At 51.8% G+C, this 18,721-nt stretch carries 14 protein-coding genes and 2 pseudogenes; 14 read left to right on the top strand and 2 right to left on the bottom strand.

What is annotated here, in order from left to right; genetic code table 11:
- Window positions 1-459 precede the first annotated feature (459 nt).
- From CGA21_RS00600 to CGA21_RS30305, 14 genes and pseudogenes are all read left to right on the top strand, one after another.
- Complete coding sequence (locus tag CGA21_RS00600) at window positions 460-1,098, top strand: transposase (protein ID WP_188263329.1); 639 nt, start codon at window positions 460-462, stop codon at window positions 1,096-1,098.
- Window positions 1,079-3,043, top strand: a complete 1,965-nt coding sequence (locus CGA21_RS00595; protein ID WP_188263328.1) for a DDE-type integrase/transposase/recombinase — start codon at window positions 1,079-1,081, stop codon at window positions 3,041-3,043. Before CGA21_RS00600 ends, CGA21_RS00595 begins: the two co-directional genes overlap by 20 nt.
- Complete coding sequence (locus CGA21_RS00590) at window positions 3,030-3,971, top strand: TniB family NTP-binding protein (protein WP_188263327.1); 942 nt, start codon at window positions 3,030-3,032, stop codon at window positions 3,969-3,971. Before CGA21_RS00595 ends, CGA21_RS00590 begins: the two co-directional genes overlap by 14 nt.
- Before the next feature lie 80 nt (window positions 3,972-4,051).
- Window positions 4,052-5,929: a TniQ family protein gene (locus tag CGA21_RS00585; protein WP_188263326.1), complete on the top strand. Its 1,878-nt coding sequence runs from the start codon at window positions 4,052-4,054 to the stop codon at window positions 5,927-5,929.
- Window positions 5,930-5,952: 23 nt separating this feature from the next.
- Entirely contained in the window at window positions 5,953-6,186 is a 234-nt protein-coding gene (locus tag CGA21_RS00580) for a BPSL0761 family protein (RefSeq protein WP_188263325.1), read from the top strand.
- Window positions 6,187-6,526: 340 nt separating this feature from the next.
- A complete protein-coding gene (locus tag CGA21_RS00575; protein ID WP_188263324.1) occupies window positions 6,527-7,288 on the top strand; it encodes an SIR2 family NAD-dependent protein deacylase in 762 nt (253 codons plus the stop codon).
- Window positions 7,289-8,304: 1,016 nt separating this feature from the next.
- Window positions 8,305-10,668 carry an EcoAI/FtnUII family type I restriction enzme subunit R gene (hsdR, locus tag CGA21_RS00570; protein WP_188263323.1) on the top strand — a complete coding sequence of 788 codons (2,364 nt, stop codon included), beginning with the start codon at window positions 8,305-8,307 and terminating at the stop codon, window positions 10,666-10,668.
- A gap of 88 nt (window positions 10,669-10,756) precedes the next feature.
- Window positions 10,757-12,226 carry a type I restriction-modification system subunit M gene (locus CGA21_RS00565; RefSeq protein WP_188263322.1) on the top strand — a complete coding sequence of 490 codons (1,470 nt, stop codon included), beginning with the start codon at window positions 10,757-10,759 and terminating at the stop codon, window positions 12,224-12,226.
- Complete coding sequence (locus CGA21_RS00560) at window positions 12,223-13,935, top strand: restriction endonuclease subunit S (protein ID WP_188263321.1); 1,713 nt, start codon at window positions 12,223-12,225, stop codon at window positions 13,933-13,935. Before CGA21_RS00565 ends, CGA21_RS00560 begins: the two co-directional genes overlap by 4 nt.
- 55 nt (window positions 13,936-13,990) lie before the next feature.
- A pseudogene (locus CGA21_RS29785) lies at window positions 13,991-14,161 on the top strand (nuclease); the annotation flags it as partial.
- 338 nt (window positions 14,162-14,499) lie between these two features.
- A complete protein-coding gene (locus CGA21_RS00555) occupies window positions 14,500-14,820 on the top strand; it encodes a hypothetical protein (RefSeq protein WP_188263320.1) in 321 nt (106 codons plus the stop codon).
- A 20-nt stretch (window positions 14,821-14,840) separates the two neighbouring features.
- Entirely contained in the window at window positions 14,841-16,052 is a 1,212-nt protein-coding gene (locus CGA21_RS00550; RefSeq protein WP_188263319.1) for a PfkB family carbohydrate kinase, read from the top strand.
- The gene (locus CGA21_RS00545) at window positions 16,049-16,654 is read left to right on the top strand and encodes a 7-cyano-7-deazaguanine synthase (protein ID WP_188263318.1); all 606 of its coding nucleotides are present in this window, start codon (window positions 16,049-16,051) and stop codon (window positions 16,652-16,654) included. The genes CGA21_RS00550 and CGA21_RS00545 overlap by 4 nt, the downstream gene beginning before the upstream one ends.
- Window positions 16,655-16,844: 190 nt before the next feature.
- Window positions 16,845-17,312 (top strand): annotated as a pseudogene (locus CGA21_RS30305) (nitroreductase family protein); the annotation flags it as partial.
- On the opposite strand, the gene CGA21_RS00535 reads toward CGA21_RS30305, so the two are convergent.
- Window positions 17,247-18,080, bottom strand: a complete 834-nt coding sequence (locus CGA21_RS00535) for an 8-oxoguanine DNA glycosylase (protein WP_188263316.1) — start codon at window positions 18,078-18,080, stop codon at window positions 17,247-17,249. The pseudogene CGA21_RS30305 and the gene CGA21_RS00535 overlap by 66 nt on opposite strands.
- Entirely contained in the window at window positions 18,080-18,718 is a 639-nt protein-coding gene (locus CGA21_RS00530) for a DNA adenine methylase (protein ID WP_223193946.1), read from the bottom strand. The genes CGA21_RS00535 and CGA21_RS00530 overlap by 1 nt, the downstream gene beginning before the upstream one ends.
- Between the last annotated feature and the right edge of the window lie 3 nt (window positions 18,719-18,721).

The following is an 18,721-nucleotide window of genomic DNA, read 5'->3' as shown; positions in this document are numbered from 1 at the left end:
GATTTTACGCGTACCGTGGAATACTATTTGAAGACGATATTATCTTCAAAAATCACAAACTTATAAGGTAAATCAAGACGTTGTTTGAAGGTGCTCGGGTGAACCATGACTCGGCAACAGTTGAAGCCCGCAGGTTTAGAGCCTAACCCTATAAAAAAACAGGAGCTTAAATTAAACAGCTATGAAGCCCAAAGAGGATAAAAAATGAACAATTGGAGGTGTGAAATGTAAAACGCGACCAAAACCAAGGGGTTTTGACCGCGCAGATTTGAAGCGATATTGCAGGCTTGGAAACCGCAATTTCGGCTTTTTTTCAGCGCCTGTCAATCCCCTCCCATCATTTCGACTTTATCGAGGCCGCTCGACGGGTGAGTGTTGCCTATCGATTGTGGATCTCAAGCACCGGTCTGTACCTGGTTTTTCAGGCGCAGCGATGGTGCACGTCTGTGGAGGTGTGCGATGGCAGTACGTAAAGTAGTTACCCGCAGTTCCTGTCATTTCAGGGGGTATTTCCCTTCCCTGAAAAACGGTCATCCTGTGGCGTGGGAGTCCCAGTTAGAGGGCGGTTTGTTCCGTCTGCTGGAGCTTTCTCCGTTCGTTCTACGCTATGAAGTACAACCTTCTAGGGAACGACTTCCTTTGGGCGATACATTCCTAGATTACGTTCCTGATCTGCGTGTGTTTCTAGCAAATGGGAGCGAGTGGTGGATCGAGGTCAAACCATCGAGGAAGCTTTCAATCCTTAGCGTTAAGCAGAAGCTGAGCGCAGCCTCAATACATTTCCCTGCCACAAATCGAAATTTTTTAGTTGTAACGGACGAGCTTATTTGGCGAGAGCCCTTAGCGACAAATCTGCAGAAAATCCTATATCACCGACGTGGACCATTGCTGTCGTCGGACGAACACGCGGAAGTTAGCTTAAAACTTAATAAATACAAACCTCACTTTTTTCACGACGTAATTTCATTATTTGGGCGAATGGAAGCTTGGCGTTTGTTGGGGCTGTGCGTTATCGGGATAAATCTAGAAGAACCCTTGGACGAAGAGTCACAGGTCTTTCTTTCAGGAGGACATCGCCATGCAAACATTTTCGCTTAAGTTGAGATTAGTCGTGGTTATCAACCACACGAGAATGACATTACAGCGGCGTCTTGTGGATAGACGCTTACTTTTCGTTGATGAACTCGGAGAGCCAACGAAGTTAAAGGAAAGTGAATTCTATATAGGTTATGAGCGCCGTGAGATAGAAATCTGCGAAGACCAACCTTATCTCGGAGAAATTCCAGTTATCAGAAACGTAGCTCCGGATCTCACTTGTTTTCCACCAAGGCACAGTGAAGAAGCTTTACGTCGGCGTAAATATTTAGAAAACCTTACAGAGGGACAAGATATGTTACCCAGTTTAAGCGTTTTACGAGAAAAAATACAAGAAATAGCAAAAGGCTTGGAAGATATTCGAGTCCCGTCAATATCTACAATTAGAAGATGGTTTTCAAAATTCTCAGGTCGAGACGTTGTAAAGCTCGTTCCAAAACACTCGAAAAAAGGAAGGGCCTGCGCAATATCTGGTGAGCTAGAAGAAATATTGACGGACGTGATTTATGAAGTTTATCTCAAACCTGAACGCCCAGATATCTCGAAGGTAGTTCTCGAGTATCAAAAACGTGTAGATGAGAAAAACGCAACTCGCCTCCCCTCTCACCACCTGAAAATACCTTGTGGTATGACCATTCGTAGGTACATTGCAAAACTTGATCCGTATGAGGTTGATGTTCATCGATTGGGTACACACGCAGCGAGAAAAAAACATCGAACGGCAATCGGAGTGCTCACAGTTAACGATATTCTTGATCGATGGGAGATTGATCATACCGTTATGGATGTGTTGTTGGTGGACGAAGAAACAGGACTAATTATTGGTCGTCCTTACATTTCCATAGTGTTTGATAAGTTTTCGCGAATGATCATGGGTTACCTGATTCATCTAGCTGCTCCAAATACTGAGACCGTTCTTCGCGTCATCGAACGCTCCATTCGTCCTAAAGCGGAATTGTTGAAACGCTTCCCTGAGGTAAAGGGTGAGTGGCGAGCACATGGACTACCCACGCGAGTCGTTCCTGATAACGCAGCTGAGTTCCATGCCGATGATTTGATTGCTGGGTTTAACGAACTAGGGATTGAGATTATGTATCCCCGATCTAGAGGTCCAGAGATGAAAGGTTCGGTCGAAAGATTTTTCCGTACTCTGAATACCGGATTGATTCATGGTTTACCTGGAACGACGTTTTCGAATATTCAAGAAAAGGGAGATTACGATTCGGAGAAGCATGCTTGCTTCACATTTGATCAGATTGAACGCAGCGTCGTGAAATGGATTGTCGATGGATATCATCAAACCCCTCACCGTTCTCTTGACGAAAGGACCCCTGCCCAAGTTTGGGCTTCGGCAGAGGCAAATCGGCTGATCAAACTGCCCGTTGATCTAGATGAACTTGAATGCATTCTCGCGCGCCGCAGGTCGGTGTGTGTCCATCACTACGGCATTGAAGTAGACGGTCACGGTTACCACTCACCTGAACTTGCTCAATTAAGTATGCGCATGGCTCCTAAAGAGAAAATCAGTGTCCGATTTCGTGACGAACTAGGCCATGTTTGGGTGCACGATCGTTTTAGAAATGTCTTTTTACAGGTGCCGGTTAAAGACAAACGCATGCTTGGAGTGAGTCGTGATCTATGGAAAGCGGCAAAAAATACATTGCGTGCGAAAGGTGACGATAAACCTAGTTTTGAAAAGATCAATCAGTGCTATCGCGATTTGGAAAAAGACGTGGACCACGCTCGCCATTCTCAAAAGCTGCGGCAACGCCGGGCAGTAACTCGTGCCAAGTTAGATAAAGATGGTTGGAAACTCCCCAACGTTAAGTTGCCACTCTCTCCGGTCAGCATGGAATGGTTGGATATGCCCATTACGACTGATGAAACCACAATGTTCAGAGTCGTCCATCGTCAACCTACAGGGAGACTGAATAATGAGCAGTCGTGAGGAAGATCACATCCAGTTTTCTTTGAGGCATCACTTCATCGTTAGTCCGCAAGCGGAGCGGGCCCTGACCAGGCTTACGGAGGTACATGGAGACACACGTCGCACAGGTACCAGCAAGGGGCTTGTTATCCAGGGGCCGAGCGGTGTGGGGAAAAGCACATTGATCACAGAATATGTCAGGGAGCTGGAATCTACCAACCCTCCTAAACCTGGCCACCGCGCTGTGCTCAGCGTCGAAATTCCCTCCTCTCCAACCAAGAAGAATTTGGCAACGGCTTTGCTGACCGCAATGAACGATCCTTACGCAGATTCCCGTAGCCATTCTGCGGAAACGAAATTTTCAAGGATTGTTCTGCTTTTGAGTAGTCTCGGCGTTGAGGTCGTCGTCTTGGACGAGGCTCAGCATCTCGTGGATTACAAGCGTAATGATGCATACGAGGCGGCGGATTGGATCAAGAGTTTGATGAACGAAACAAGCATTACGTTTGTCCTCGTTGGCCTAAAGCGAACTGAAAACTTACTTTTGGCGAACGAACAACTACGACGAAGATTCTCCGCCACAGTCGATTACAACCGGTTCATGATCACGGAAACCTGTTGGGCCCAATTTGCGGCGCTACTCCGGGTAATTCGCGAATTGCTGCCGGTGAAGTCCATTAGTTTTTCAAATAAAGAAATGATCCAACGTTTCTATCTAGGCTCATTTGGGTTGATAGACTATCTAATAAAGGTCGTAGATCGCTCTGTATGGCTGGTCCAGCATCGCCATGCAGAGGGTATTAATTTAGAAATACTTTCGGAAGCTTTTAAGGATGAGGTTTGGAGCTCTGCGACGAATGAGCGTAATCCATTTGATCCAGCATTTGATTTCAAGGCTTTAACCGGCCAGCGTGAGCCTTTCGAAAACTTTGACACCATTGCAGCTTGATTGAGTTCAGTGCCAGGAATTTGATTCCTGGTACTGAAGATTAAAAATTTTTCGTCAATACAGTGTGAAGGAAGTATTCCATGTTCGGCCTTTTGATCAATCCTGAACCGGAGCATGACGAAAGTTTGTTGGGTTACCTACATCGCTTAGGGATTTGTAATGGCCTATGGAATGGTGAGCTCGTTAAGCTATTCAAAGGTCTTACAGATGATGAAGTGAGCTCGTGGTTGGGTCTATGCTCTAGGCCCCCAAGTTGGTATGATGTCGTTAATGAAATCAGAAAGCCAAAATTCAATAATCAGAAAGTTTGGTCGTTAGCGTATTCAAAATACTGTCCTGATTGCTTAGCTTCCAGTTGTTATTGGCGTGAGGTATGGGACCTCACCCTATATACGGTCTGCACAATCCATACAATAGAACTTCTGTATGAATGCCCGATTTGTCAAGCAAGGGTTACGCCAAAAATACTGCATACGAGGACCTGTGAAGACTGTGGGTCATCTGTGGTTTCAGAAAAGTCAGCTATTACTGAAGTAGATGAATCGAAATTATGGCTTTCGAAGGAACTTAATAGGCGCTTGAAGCATAGGCTTAATGAAGTTTCGACAAATATGAGTTCCTTAACCTATAGTCAGTTCCATTTTTTAGCTGTTCGCTTTGGTGTGCGAGCGTTAAGTCGTAAATGCCATATGAACATGACAGTTGCATCAATGGCCTCTCAAAACGTAGTTCCTGTTCTAGCCAACTCGGCTGGACAGATTTTGATGGGATGGCCCGAAGCATTTCATGATTTGCTTACTGATCTAATGCAACGTCGTCGACCAAAGCTATCATCAAAATTAGGTGCTGCATTTGGGCTAATTTACAATGACGTTTTTTTATCACTGACTGACAGATGTTATGATTTTGTTCGTCTTGAATTCGAGAATTACGTTGTTAAAAACTGGACGGGCCCACTGGCGATGCGGAATCGGCGGTTGAGCGAATGTACGCTGATTGAACATCGCTGGCTTCCATATAATAAAGCGGCGGAGATAACTGGTCTCCCCAAAAATTTTCTTCGCAGAATGCATTCTTCAGGTGAACTTGACGCTCGTGAATTTAATTATTCCTGTGGTAAAACTGTTACGGTGGTAGATATTGAAGAGGCACGGAGGTTCTCTTCAGTTGCACGTGAGCCCCTAAATTTGCTTGAGGTATCTCGTTTATTATGGCTAAGCAAAAAGCGCGTTAAACAACTCATAGCCGCTAAAGTATTAAAATTTGTCGGTGGAATACCGCGAGCTGGTGAAAGATGGCTGGTCGACTATACTTCGATAGCTGCTCTAGCTCCTGATAATTTTCTGATATCTGCACGCGATGACTTCAAAACGATATCGCAAGTCGCTAAATACTACCTTCCGACATCTGGTGGTTTGGTTGAATTAGCTAACGCGATTAAGTCAGGGGAAATTTCAGTTTTTTGCAAAGCTGAATCTGAGCTTTTAAATTTTGGCAAATGGCTTATTGACCCTGGCGAGCTTGAACGAAAAGCTATCAAACACGCTATGTCATCACACACACGGAGTATGTCCGTCACCGAAGCGGCGAAGATGCTGGGTGTAAAATCCGAAGTTTGTTATGCCCTTGTCCGTCTCGGTCGACTTCGTAGCGAAACTGTTCAATGCTCTAGGCGGGCGGCAAAGGTCGTAACGCTCGGAGCAGTACAACATTTCAAGCGTAACTATATATTTGCCCCGGAAGTGGCGAAGATCTTGGGGATATCAGTCGTTAATGCTTTACCCCATTTGCGAAAAAGAGGGTTTTCTCCCGTTGTTGGACCTACTCTTTCAGATGCACACTGCCGGCAGTATGTATGGCGTCGGAGCAAAAGACTCGTAGCTTTTCTATCTTCGACAGCCTCACTTTGCGACACGCTTGAGCCACACACACTCACGCGCCGCCTTACCCTGGACTGACGATCTCACTCGTGGAGGATTAAATGACGATGCCATTTGAACGGACCAGGTCCGTCGCACAAACTCACGCGTTCCTGACGGAGCTTGCTCGCGATACAGAAGTGCCCGAACGCATTAGACAAAACGCTCATTTCCTTTTACGTCACTTTCCCACTAAGCAGGATGTTCTGCAGGCTGGCCGTATTGAAGAGCAAGCGAAAAAATTAGGGATAGGTACATTTGGTCCCGTTTTTTGCTCATCAACTGAAGATTGGTAGACTGCCATCACGACGGGTCGCTACCTACCGGTTCTGTTGAAAAATTGGGATTTTCAGCTGGTCTGAACTTAGGCGCGGTTACCGCTATGGCGCCGCGCTAGCAGGCCTGCCGGAGCTTTGACGATCTTGAGCAGTTGTTGCCTCCATAAGGTCAGCTTGCGAGGTTGAACGCTCATGATCGAAAAGCAGCAGTCAGTCGAAGAATGAGGATTTGCAGTCGGTCTTTTCTGCGGGCTCGGAGCTATTGCCAAAAACGCATGAGATAGGATATCAACGAAAAGCTCAGTAACCGCTCTATTCCCTGTAATGCAAAGCGGGTAGGCAGGAGATCATTGGTACAATGACTATCATAGAGCAAGCTGTAGACACACTGCAGAAGGCCAAAAAGGTGGTCTTTTTCACGGGTGCCGGTATCTCCGCCGATAGCGGTATCCCCACGTACCGCGAAAAACTTTCTGGAATCTGGGCAGGCTACGATCCGCGGGATTTAGAGACGGCCAAGGCCTTTCGGGAAAACCCAGCATTGGTGTGGGGATGGTATCTGTGGCGGCGGCTCCGGGTTGCTCAAGCAGAGCCCAATGCGGCACATCTCGCGATATCCCACATGGCTGACTCACAACGCCAAATTTCTGTTATTACTCAGAATATTGACGACCTTCATGAGCGAGCCGGCTCGTTAAATGTTGTGCATTTGCATGGCAGTTTGGCATTCCCCAAGTGCTTCGCCTGCCATCGGACTGCGGTAATTTCACCCGATCAATCCGCTGTGCCGGATCACGGCGCTCTGATCGAGCCTCCTCGGTGTCAGCGCTGTAACGGCAAAATGCGTCCTGCGGTGGTCTGGTACGGAGAGGATCTGCCGTCCCAGGCTTGGAAGGCCGCAGTCCACCTGGTGAAGGATTGCGATCTTCTGATCTCGGTGGGCACCTCTGGGATCGTTATGCCTGCCGGTGGCCTTCCCGACCTTGCGTTGGCGTCTGGCGCTTCGGTTATACATGTGAACAAGGCTGACGTCGCCATGGGTGAGCAGAAGGAGTTCATGCTGATGGGGGCTGCCGCCGACGTACTGCCGATGCTGCTCAAAAGGATAGAGACGGGTTAATCCTGGGGATTTGAGCTGTGACGCTGCGTGTCGAGCGCGGGTTTCTGATCTGCTCGTTTAGTCCACGACAGGCGTAGGAAGGTGTGTTGGACCCTTACGAATAGGGGTTTATAGGGAATTATAGAGCGATTATAGAGCGATTATAGAGCGGTACTGGCTGGCACTGCGCCGCTGATATTGGACTACCCGTAGCACCGATGTATCAGTGACCCAATTTGCCCCCTCTTGAAATACCCACCCGAGGTGAGGTTCTGACAGGATATTGCTCAATCTGGAATCGGCAGTTGGTCACTTCTGACCAATGAAAAAAGGGAAAGGTCTCGGAAACCGAAGACTATTCCTCCCGAGCGCTCGCTGTGTTTCTTCAGGCAAAGCTTTGACCTCGCTGGATGCCGTATCGAGATGCTTTCACGAAGAGAAACAAGCAGCACGATGATCGGATGAAATCCTTTCAACCAACAGGTTTCGAATTCCTCTCTTCGTCCTCTAGCGATTTAAAGCTTCTGGGGCGGGCCAGTGGGCCAGACCCGCGAAGTACTGCCTTTATGGCATCCGCCGCACGCTCAAGCTCCGCAGGGGATGCAGCATAAACAGCTGCAATGAGGCGATTGCGAGCGTGCATTTTAATTTCCAGCGCGTGCAGGAACTCTTGCTCTTCGAGTGACCGCGCTATCTTTTTCATTTTCAGGCCTTCGGTGATTACACCAAAATTGAGGCTATCACAGGCACTGCCGGCCCCAGGCGCTGATTTTTGACGAATATGACGCTGGTCGTCCGGACGTCAGGAAGAAATGTTTACGCAATGGGTACCCTAACGGACTCCGGTGATTTTCGGGCTATTACCTAGACAAACGTGGGTTAGTTAACAAGGACATCATCTTGCGCCGCCAAGCATCAGGAGAAGGGGTTAGCCGCCACTCACCCTAGCAATACGTTTCAAGGTACATTTACGTCTATCAAATAAGGTCAGCACTGCTGGGATCGAGCGATCATGCCGGCTTGAAAGGGAATTGGGTATGGACAAAAAGTCGCTTACCGAGCGGGACATTTGCACCAAGTTCATCGCGCCTGCGATCCAGTTAGCCGGCTGGGATATCCAGAAGCAAGTACGCGAAGAAGTCAGCTTTACCAAAGGACGCATCATCGTCCGCGGCAAGTTGCACAGCCGTGGCGAATCCCGCCGTGCCGATTTTATTCTCTATCACCAAGCCAACTTGCCGATCGCGGTCATAGAAGCGAAAGACAACAAACACGATATAGGCTCCGGTATGCAACAAGCCCTCGGTTATGCCGAGTCACTGGACGTGCCATTTGTGTTCTCCAGCAATGGAGATGGTTTTCTATTCCACGACCGTACCGGCACTGGCACACAGGTCGAAACCGAACTGAGCCTTGACCAGTTCCCCTCTCCTGACGAGCTTTGGCAGCGTTATTGCCAATGGAAAGGCTTGAACGGTGATGCCTGCCAGAAGGTCGAGTCGCCCTACTATGATGACGGCTCCGGGCGCATGCCGCGTTATTACCAAACCAACGCGATCAACCGTACCGTCGAGGCCGTCGCCAAGGGGCAGTCACGCATCCTGTTGGTCATGGCCACCGGTACTGGCAAGACCTACACCGCCTTCCAGATTATCTGGCGGCTGTGGAAGTCCAAGCAGAAGAAGCGAATTCTCTTCTTGGCCGACCGCAACATCCTGGTCGACCAGACCAAGAACAACGACTTCAAACCCTTCGGTCAGGCGATGACCAAGATCGCCAAACGCCAGATAGATACGTCTTACGAGGTTTACCTGTCGCTCTATCAGGCAGTAACGGGCACCGAAGAGGAAATGAACGTCTACCAGCAGTTCTCCCGTGACTTCTTCGACCTGATCGTGATCGACGAATGCCACCGTGGCAGTGCTGCCGAAGATTCCGCCTGGCGCGAGATTCTGGACTACTTCAACAGCGCCACCCATGTTGGCCTCACCGCAACACCGAAGGAAACCAAAGAGGTGTCCAGCATCACCTACTTCGGTGAGCCGGTGTACAGCTACACCCTCAAGCAGGGCATTGAAGATGGCTTCCTTGCGCCTTACAAAGTGGTGCGCATCGACTTCGACAAGGATCTCCAAGGCTGGCGCCCGCCCAAGGGCATGCTCGACAAAAATGGCGAGTTGATCGAAGACCGCATCTACAACCTCAAGGACATGGACCGCAATTTGGTCATCGAGGCACGCACCCAACTGGTGGCGCAAAAGGTGACGGAGTTCCTCAAAGCCACCGATCCATTCCAGAAAACCATCATCTTTTGCGACGACATCAACCACGCCGAGCGCATGCGCCAGGCGCTGGTCAACCTCAACCCGGAGCGCATTGCCGAGAATCGCAAGTACGTTATGCGCATTACCGGGGATGACAAGGAAGGCAAAGCAGAACTGGACAACTTCATCAACCCAGAAGAGCGTTACCCAGTTATTGCCACCACCAGCAAGTTGATGACCACTGGCGTTGATGCCCAGACCTGCAAGCTGATCGTGCTCGACCAGCACATCAAGTCGATGACCGAGTTCAAGCAGATCATCGGGCGTGGTACCCGCATCAACGAAGACTTCGGCAAGTACTGGTTCACCATCATGGACTTCAAGAAGGCCACCGAACTGTTTGCCGACCCGGCTTTCGATGGTGACCCCGTCGTGATATATGCCCCGGAATGTGAAGAGTCTCCCGTACCACCTGGTGACCTGGCGACGGATGAAGATGGGGTCACCGCTGGCACTACGGCAGAGCTCGACGACCTTGAGTTCACCGGTGATGATGACAAAAAACGCATCAAATACATCATCGACAGCGTCCCAATTTACGTCATCGCCGAACGTGTGCAGTACTACGGTCCGGATGGCCGGCTGATCACTGAATCCCTGCACGACTACACCCGTGTCTGCGTGCAAAAGCAGTTCGCCTCGCTGGACGACTTTCTGCGTCGCTGGAGTGATGCCGATCAGAAGAAGGTGATCATCGAGGAAATGGCCACCCAGGGTGTGATGTGGGAAGCCCTGGCCGAGGAGGTGGACAAGAAACAGGGCAAGTCCCTCGACCCATTCGACCTCGTCTGCCATGTAGCCTTCGACCAGCCCGCACTGTCGCGTAAGGAACGCGCTGAGCAGGTGAAAAAACGCAACTACTTCGGCAAGTATTCCGGCGCCGCACGCCAAGTGCTGGAGGCATTGCTCGAAAAGTACGCCGACACCGGCATCGAGCATATCGAAGACATCAAAATCCTCCAGCTCGACCCGTTCAGCCAGATCGGTGCGCCCATCGAGTTGGTCAAGGCATTTGGCGGCAAAGCCGGTTACAACAAAGCCATCCATGAACTGGAAGATGAGCTCTACGCCAGTTAAGCTCCCGCCCCTGTTTTTTCGGTGCAGGTAGCCTCAAGGCTGCCTGCACTTTGAACCCTCTGTTTTGCGTTAAGCCAGTGAGATTCCCATGTCCATCAGCAGCACTATAAAATCCATCCAGGACATCATGCGTAAAGACGTGGGTGTCGATGGCGACGCCCAGCGGATCGGCCAATTAGTCTGGCTACTGTTCCTGAAAATCTTCGATGACCGCGAGATGGAGTGGGAGTTGATGGACGACCACTACCGCTCGCCGATCCCCGAGAGCTGCCGCTGGCGCGTCTGGGCCGCGGACCCGGAAGGCATGACCGGCGACTCCCTGAAAGACTTCATCGACAACAACCTGTTCCCGCAGCTGCAAAACCTCCACGAATACAGCACTACCCCCTCCGCCTTCGTGGTGCGTAGCGTGTTCGAGGACGCCTACAACTACATGAAGTCGGGTCAACTGCTACGGCAGGTGATCAACAAGATTCAGGAAGGCATAGACTTCAACAAGGCCCAGGAACGCCACGAGTTTGGCAACCTCTACGAGCAGCTGCTACGCGACCTGCAAAACGCGGGTAACGCTGGTGAGTTCTACACCCCGCGCCCAGTCACCGAGTTCATGGTGCGCATGGTCGACCCCAAGCTGGATGAAAAGGTCATGGACCCCGCCTGCGGTACCGGTGGCTTTCTCACCTGCGCCATCGAACACAAGCGCAGCCGCTACGTAAAAACCGCCGAAGACGAGCGCACCTTGCAGGCCAGCATCTTCGGCGTAGAAAAAAAGCCGCTGCCGCACCTGTTGGCCACCACCAACATGATCCTGCATGGCATCGAAGTGCCGAACCAGATCCGCCACGACAACACCCTGAGCAAGCCGTTAATCAGTTGGGGACCGAGTGAGCGCGTGCATTGCATCGTCGCCAACCCGCCATTCGGTGGCATGGAGGAGGACGGCATCGAAACCAACTTCCCCGCCACCTTCCGTACCCGCGAAACCGCCGACCTGTTCCTGGTGCTGATCATGCAGCTGCTCAAGGACGGCGGTCGCGCCGCCGTGGTGCTGCCCGATGGTTTCTTGTTTGGCGAAGGCATCAAGAGCCGCATCAAGGAAAAGCTGCTGACCGAGTGCAACCTGCACACTATCGTTCGCCTGCCCAATGGTGTGTTCAACCCCTACACCGGGATTAAAACCAACCTGCTGTTCTTTACCAAGGGTCTACCAACTAAGCACGTTTGGTTTTACGAACATCAGTACCCGGCAGGGGTGAAGAACTACTCCAAGACACGCCCAATGCGCATCGAAGAGTTTGCCGTGGAAGAGGCTTGGTGGGGCAGCGAGGCCGATGGCTTTACCGCGAGAGTGGAAAATGAATTCGCCTGGAAAGTCAGCGTTGAAGAGCTGCAGGCCCGTAATTGGAGTCTGGACTGCAAGAACCCGCATATCGGTGAGCTGATCAGCCACGACCCGGATGAGCTACTGCGTGAATTCGCCCAGTTACAAGGCGAAATCACAGAACTGCGTGACCAGCTCAAAGGTGTGCTGGTCGAAGCCCTGGAGCGCCAGGTATGACGGCGTTGTTGACCGAAAATCTCCCGCTGCTGGCCGGCGCGCCCAATGGCATCAAAAAACTGCGCGAGCTGATTTTAGAGTTGGCAGTGCGCGGCAAGTTGGTGCCGCAAAATCCGAGTGATGAGCCGGCCAGTGAGTTACTAAAGCGAATTACCGAGGAAAAGGCCCGATTGGTGGCTGAGGGGAAGCTCAAGAAGCAGAAGCCGCTGGCTAAGATTGCTGAAGAGGAAAAACCATTTGCTATGCCCGCCAATTGGGAGTGGGTACGACTTGATGCGCTGCTTAAGAAAATTGGGGCCGGAAGCACTCCCTTGGGCGGGAAACAAGCTTACGTCGCAGATGGGGTCAAATTTCTTCGGTCTCAGAACATTTGGAATGAAGGGCTTCGCCTCAATGAAGTTGCTTTCATACCTGAAGAAACCCACCAAAAAATGTCGGGAACACGTGTTGAAGCAGGTGATTTACTTTTCAACATAACAGGGGCGTCTATTGGTCGGTGCGCCGCAGTTCCAACTGACTTCGATACGGGTAACGTAAGTCAGCACGTAACTATCATTCGGCCAGTTTCAGGCGAGACCCAACCGTTCCTTCATGTGGTGCTGGTCTCGCAACTGGTTCAGCAGACAGTGATGGATGTGCAGGTAGGGGTTTCGCGTGAAGGACTCAGCATTGGGAAGCTGGCTCAATTCCTTATACCTTTCCCACCTGTGGCCGAACAACGCCGCATCGTCGCCAAAGTTGATGAACTTATGGCCCTGTGTGACCGGCTGGAAGCCCAACAAGCCGGTGCCGAAAGCGCCCACGCCCGACTGATACAAGCGCTGCTTGATAGCCTGACCGAGGCAAGAGACGCAACTGATTTCGCCACTAGTTGGCTGCGCCTAGCCGAACACTTCCATACCCTATTCACTACCGAATCCAGCGTCGACGCCCTCAAGCAAAACCTGCTGCAAATGGCCGTGATGGGCAAACTGGTGGCACAAGATCCCAGCGACGAACCAGCTAGTAGACTCTTGGCTAAATTACAGGAAGCTAGGTCTCGTTTGGTTGACGCAGGCTCAATAAAACAAGACAAACCTCTACCTACTGTCTCAGACGATGAAAAGCCATACCGCCTACCTAACGGATGGGAGTGGGCCAGAATGCAGTCAGCTATAGATGTTAGAGATGGCACCCACGACTCCCCCAAACAGGCTTTTGGGGAAAACACTTATCCGTTGGTTACTAGTAAGGATTTTTACAACGGAAGTATTAACTTCGAAGGTGCCAAAAGAATTTCTCAGGGCGACTACATTGAAATTGCAAAGCGATCCTACGTAGAAAAATTTGATATTTTATTCTCCATGATAGGGGGGAATATTGGTAATCAAATAATGGTCAATACTGATGTGGAGTTTGGAATAAAAAATGTTGCGTTATTTAAGTATTACGATAAAAATTTAACCTATCCGCCATTCATCAAATTAATCACTGAGAATATTGCGCTAGATCTCCAAGGAACTGCAACTGGAGGAGCGCAACCATTTGTGGCTTTGGGGACTCTCAGAAAGCTTGTGATAGCAATTCCCCCTGTATCAGAACAACGACGCATCGTCATCAAAGTCGATCAACTAATGGCCCTCTGCAACCAACTGAAAAACCGCCTGACCCAAGCCCGCCAGCTCAACGAGCAGTTAGCCTGCACCTTAGTGGAGCAAGCTGTCGCTTAAGGCATGGCCTTCTAGGATTTCAGGTAAAAACATTCCTATGCCCATCAAAACTTAAATCTGGACAGTAAATGGCGGCCTCACCAGCTTATAGAGTGCATCGCTCCCCAGCGAGCAGTTGCTGGAAGACATGATCGTCAGCGCTCCGCGCGTACTGTCGGATGAGTGGATGCTGATCGGTCGTCAGGAAAGTACCGGGCTGGGCGGAAGGATCGATTTGCTAGGCCTGAACGTAATTCCCTTGATTCGAAGGAATCTCAACACGTGCGATTTCGCTCGCTTCACTGGTGCCAGCGAGCACCGTCAGGGGAACAGCCAACGAAAACACGGCCTGAAGCGTCAAACGCATAGGTCTTTCCTCTCTGTGGGTGGCAGCGGGTGTACTGCCCCTTCAATACAAGATGGGGGCTTCCTGTTTATTTAACCAGTAGTTGAGGACTTTTTTTTGAAGGGGCTGGCCATGCCGGTGGATGTGTTCAGGAGAACAAGAGCCGACTCAGTATGGCCTTTTGCCTGCTAGATGTGCTATTGCTTTGCGCTCATTTTGACTAGCGAAAGGAAATGCGAATGTCTGGTTCTGGCGGTAGCTATCTGGGTCCATTCACGCCCACCACTTCCTGTGCGGCCCTTCAGTTTGATACCCAGCTAGCTTCACCGAAAGCACAGGTGGTCGGTCAGTTGAGCGTCAACGCAATCCTCGACATTGTCTTTTCGCAGTCTGGCAATCAGCAGGTTGTCACCGCACTGTGGAACGGCGCTGAGGCAGGAGGGATTGTCGACCCACATCTGAACCAATTGCGAAGCTGCATGAGCCAGGGCGAACAGTACCAGGCACGTGTGCTGCACGTTGGTGGCGGGCAAGTACGCCTTCGGGTTTACCACATTTAATTTCGAGCAAGGAGAGCTCTATGATCACCATCGTAGGAGGCGTCTACCGAGAGCGCTGCATGCGCCCGGCGTGGGACGATATTTATGGGTCGGCAGGGAGGGCAGCAACGGCGATTGCTCGTTTCGGTGGTCAGGCCCAATTACACGCCTGTGTAGATAGCGATACCCAGATCGTCGTTGATGCCCGCGCAGCCGCGGAAGGTTTCCAGTTCAATGCTACGGCTGCGCAGGCACCGGTGACATTCGAGTACATCCATGGCCTCGCCAATCCAGATATTCGACGTGGTACTCACGTCAAATCGAAGCTGCAGGTTAACGCCGAGAAGGTGCTTCGATTCGGCATGATCGATGGAACGGCAGTAGTTGATGCTGAGTACGCGGTGTTTGACCCACAGAATGCCGACGGTACGGAGTCCTTCAGGGCCAATGGCTCTGAAGCAAAGCACCTGGCTCTGGTCCTGAACCGCCATGAAGCCAATCTGTTGGTGCCCTCTTCCAGTGGTTTGACCGCACAAGAGCTCGCAATCGTGCTTGCCGAGCAGGAGCGCGCGGAGGTAGTTGTTATCAAGATGGGGCCGCTGGGTGCGTTGGTGTATGACAACGGCGCAATCTCGACGGTACCTGCCTACCGCACTGAAAGGGTATGGAAGATCGGCTCGGGAGATACCTTCGCCGCCCACTTCGCACTGGGCTGGATGGACAAAGGTCTTTCGGCTCACGATGCAGCCTCGGTTGCCTCTATTGCGACGGCCTTTTATTGCGAAAATCAAGGCTTCCCCGACCAGGATTTGCTTGCTGGCTTCAAGCCGACCCCACTGCAACCATCAGCGCGGTATCGCGATGGCTACGCCCCTAAGGTGTACCTCGCAGGGCCATTCTTCACCCTCGCAGAGCTGTGGATGGTCGGGCAGGCCCGCAGAGACCTGCTGGCAATGGGGCTGAATGTATTTTCCCCATACCATGACGTCGGTCTTGGTTCCGCTGATGACGTGGTCGAAAAGGACCTTGAAGGGGTGCGTGATTGCGACGTTCTCTTTGCGATTGGTGATGGGCTCGACTCGGGCACGATTTACGAGATTGGCTACGCTCGGGCGTTGAACAAACCTGTCGTCTTCTACGCGGAAAATGAGTCCGAACAGGACAAGAAAATGATGGAAGGCTCCGACTGCCGCATCACCGATGACTACGTGAGTGCGATCTATCAGACGGTCTGGGAAGCGGTGGTGCTATGAAGACGGGATTATTGTTGTCTGGCGGGATGGATTCCTTGACGATTGCCTGGTGGAAGCGCCCGGACATCGCGTTCACCCTGAACTACGGTCAACTCGCGGCGCAGGCCGAAATCGAGGCTTCAAGGACAATCTGCCAACAGTTGGAAATCCCTCATCATGTGATTGAGATTGACTGCCGTGAGCTGGGCTCGGGAGACATGGCAGGTAGCCAAGCCGACAGCTTGGCGCCAGCATCGGATTGGTGGCCGTATCGGAACCAGATGCTGGTTACGCTGGCGGCGATGAAGGCAATCTCGTTCGGTGTGACGCACCTGTGGTTGGGTACCGTGAAATCGGATGGCTTTCATAGGGACGGGTCCCCAGAGTTCATGTCGGCGATCAGCCATCTGCTTTCCCTTCAGGAGGGCGGCATGGTGGTGGAGGCTCCTGCAATTGAGTTTTCTACTGCTGAGCTTGTCCGCAAATCGGGCATCCCTGCGAGTCTCCTGGCCTGGGCGCACAGCTGCCACAAGTCGCATGTTGCATGTGGCAACTGCCGCGGCTGCAACAAATACATGGAAGTGTTTCAAGAGGTGGGGTATGACCTGGATCGACTTGGGTGACCCTATTCCAAGGCTGGCTCCTGAGCGGTATGAGCCTCTCGAGTGGGAAATGGGTGATGTCTGCCCGCTCCCTGTTTCCTCGGAGGCATTAGACCGGCCGTTCGGCGATGTTTTGGATGCGCGTGCGTCGTATCGCGAGTTCGGCGTCGTCCATGACCAGCAACTCGGAGCCTTCCTCTGGCATGCCTGCAGAACTCGAGGATCCGGTACGTCAAATCTGGGTTTTGATCTGGAGCATCGAGCGGCCCCCTCGGCTGGCGCGATCCACCCTATACACATCGTCGTTAAGCGGCCCGGAGATGATCGATGGTGGATGTATGATCCCAGGGCCCACCAACTGGTGGAGCTCCGACATGCGACCGGTAAGCTTGCAGGCCTTTATGAACACAGTCTGCGGGTTCTGGGCGGTGATGAGGCAACACGCATTCTGTTTCTTGCCGAGCCCAGAAAAACATTAAGTAAATACCAAGATGGTTGCAGCCTTGTTTGGCGTGACGCGGGGGGGCTACTCGCGGTCATGGCATTAACTGCGACAGCCCAAGGACTCAACTTCTGTCCGCTGGGCATCACCGGTGAGCCTTGGGCCAGTACCCTAGCCGATCAGGGAAAGTTGGCTGGGGTTGGCCTTGCTCTTCTTGGGTCTGCTACGAGAACCTGAATCAGGTGCGTGGTGCCCCATGCCCATGATGCTGTGCACCGTTGCGGGCGATGACATCATCTCCAACCACATCAAGGCATCGAGCTCCGATGCCCTGACGCCAAGTCCTTTACTGAAGCGGATGAATTGCTCTTCGAGCTCCAAGTAGTGGCGCTCAACGGTCAAGTTGCTCTCGAAGAACCTACCCAGTAGACCGGCACGGAGAATGTGGATGTCCAAGATTGCCACATCGTCCGCATCCAGCCAGTTACGGGCAACCCAAGATGCGGTTTTGTAACCGATGCCTGGAATATCCAGCAGCCAGTCGCGCAGCGCTTTGCCGGAGCCTAATGGAGGCCGTTCAGCAGACAGCTTCTGAAGAGCCGCGCAGAGGTAGCGAGCCTTCTGTGTGGCGAAGCGATACCGCACTTGGCGACCATCGATAGTTAGCGGCTCTTTCAGCCACTCGAGAAGGTTTTCTTCTGAAGGTGGTTGGTCACCAAAGGCACCGCGTTCTTTAACGTGGTGAAAGGCGGCGAGCCCGACGCTAGCGGGGATGCCATGCCCCCCCAACAAGCACGCGCCAACTTCTTCTTTCAGCGTTGCCCCAAGCTTGTAGTTGATCCGATCGCCAGTGAGACGGCGTGCGTACACTTGGTAGGCCCAGTAGGCAGGAGTTGGGAACGCCTCCATGGCTCCCCACGGGACGCCCGGAATAACTTCTGCGTCTGCTGTGGGCAGCTCGACATTGAAGACCGCTTGGTCCATGAAAATAGCGCCTAATTGCATCAGGCTACCTCCTCGGCAATGCCGTAGTGTTCCTGCATCCATTGCAGTAACTCGTGTCGCTCAATTGGGTCTAGGCTCTCGATACGAGTGCGGAGCCTGGTTTGGCGACGCTGAATGGTTTGGCGGTCTCGGAATGTTTCGCCCATGTATCGACTGTCGTGCAAACGGCTGGGAGGTTCGAAGTTCATCCACACCGTCTCCTCGCGCAGCTCTACATGGGTCTTAGCCGGAAAACTCACCTTGCGCCACCCGATGAGCTCGCGGTTGTAGAGATCACAGTCATAGCCCGAAAGCATTACTTTGCAAGGTAATGCGACCAAGCACCGCAGCAAGCGGGTGTGGTCTTCTTCCGAGTAATCGCAGCGATAGACCTTCGCTCTACGGCGAGTTTCCGGAACGTAGGGTGGATCGACATAGACCAGCTCCTGGCCTTCGAACGAGTACCCTTCGAGGAACGCAACTGCGTCGACTTGGTGGAGTTCGCAGATGTCTGGATGCTCCTTTTGCCAAAGCTCAATCACTTCGGTGTCAAGGTCCAAGCCAACGTTCCTCTGCGCAGGCTTTTTGTTGCGCATGACGGCCCCGCCACCAAGGTGGGATTCGATGTATGTCTGATGCGGTGGCATCAGGTTGATCAAGCG

Source organism: Pseudomonas sp. PSB11, from assembly GCF_014596605.1.
GTDB classification, from domain to species: domain Bacteria; phylum Pseudomonadota; class Gammaproteobacteria; order Pseudomonadales; family Pseudomonadaceae; genus Aquipseudomonas; species Aquipseudomonas umsongensis.
The sequence above is the reverse complement of the archived record's forward strand: the minus strand, read 5'-3'. Positions and strand labels throughout refer to the sequence as shown.

What these genes read in the sequence shown, in the direction of transcription:
- CGA21_RS00600 (WP_188263329.1), top strand. Translation starts at nt 460, where the DNA reads ATGGCAGTACGTAAAGTAGTTACCCGCAGTTCCTGTCATTTCAGGGGG.
- CGA21_RS00595 (WP_188263328.1), top strand. Translation starts at nt 1,079, where the DNA reads ATGCAAACATTTTCGCTTAAGTTGAGATTAGTCGTGGTTATCAACCAC.
- CGA21_RS00590 (WP_188263327.1), top strand. Translation starts at nt 3,030, where the DNA reads ATGAGCAGTCGTGAGGAAGATCACATCCAGTTTTCTTTGAGGCATCAC.
- CGA21_RS00585 (WP_188263326.1), top strand. Translation starts at nt 4,052, where the DNA reads ATGTTCGGCCTTTTGATCAATCCTGAACCGGAGCATGACGAAAGTTTG.
- CGA21_RS00580 (WP_188263325.1), top strand. Translation starts at nt 5,953, where the DNA reads ATGACGATGCCATTTGAACGGACCAGGTCCGTCGCACAAACTCACGCG.
- CGA21_RS00575 (WP_188263324.1), top strand. Translation starts at nt 6,527, where the DNA reads ATGACTATCATAGAGCAAGCTGTAGACACACTGCAGAAGGCCAAAAAG.
- hsdR (WP_188263323.1), top strand. Translation starts at nt 8,305, where the DNA reads ATGGACAAAAAGTCGCTTACCGAGCGGGACATTTGCACCAAGTTCATC.
- CGA21_RS00565 (WP_188263322.1), top strand. Translation starts at nt 10,757, where the DNA reads ATGTCCATCAGCAGCACTATAAAATCCATCCAGGACATCATGCGTAAA.
- CGA21_RS00560 (WP_188263321.1), top strand. Translation starts at nt 12,223, where the DNA reads ATGACGGCGTTGTTGACCGAAAATCTCCCGCTGCTGGCCGGCGCGCCC.
- CGA21_RS00555 (WP_188263320.1), top strand. Translation starts at nt 14,500, where the DNA reads ATGTCTGGTTCTGGCGGTAGCTATCTGGGTCCATTCACGCCCACCACT.
- CGA21_RS00550 (WP_188263319.1), top strand. Translation starts at nt 14,841, where the DNA reads ATGATCACCATCGTAGGAGGCGTCTACCGAGAGCGCTGCATGCGCCCG.
- CGA21_RS00545 (WP_188263318.1), top strand. Translation starts at nt 16,049, where the DNA reads ATGAAGACGGGATTATTGTTGTCTGGCGGGATGGATTCCTTGACGATT.
- CGA21_RS00535 (WP_188263316.1), bottom strand. Translation starts at nt 18,080, where the DNA reads ATGCAATTAGGCGCTATTTTCATGGACCAAGCGGTCTTCAATGTCGAG.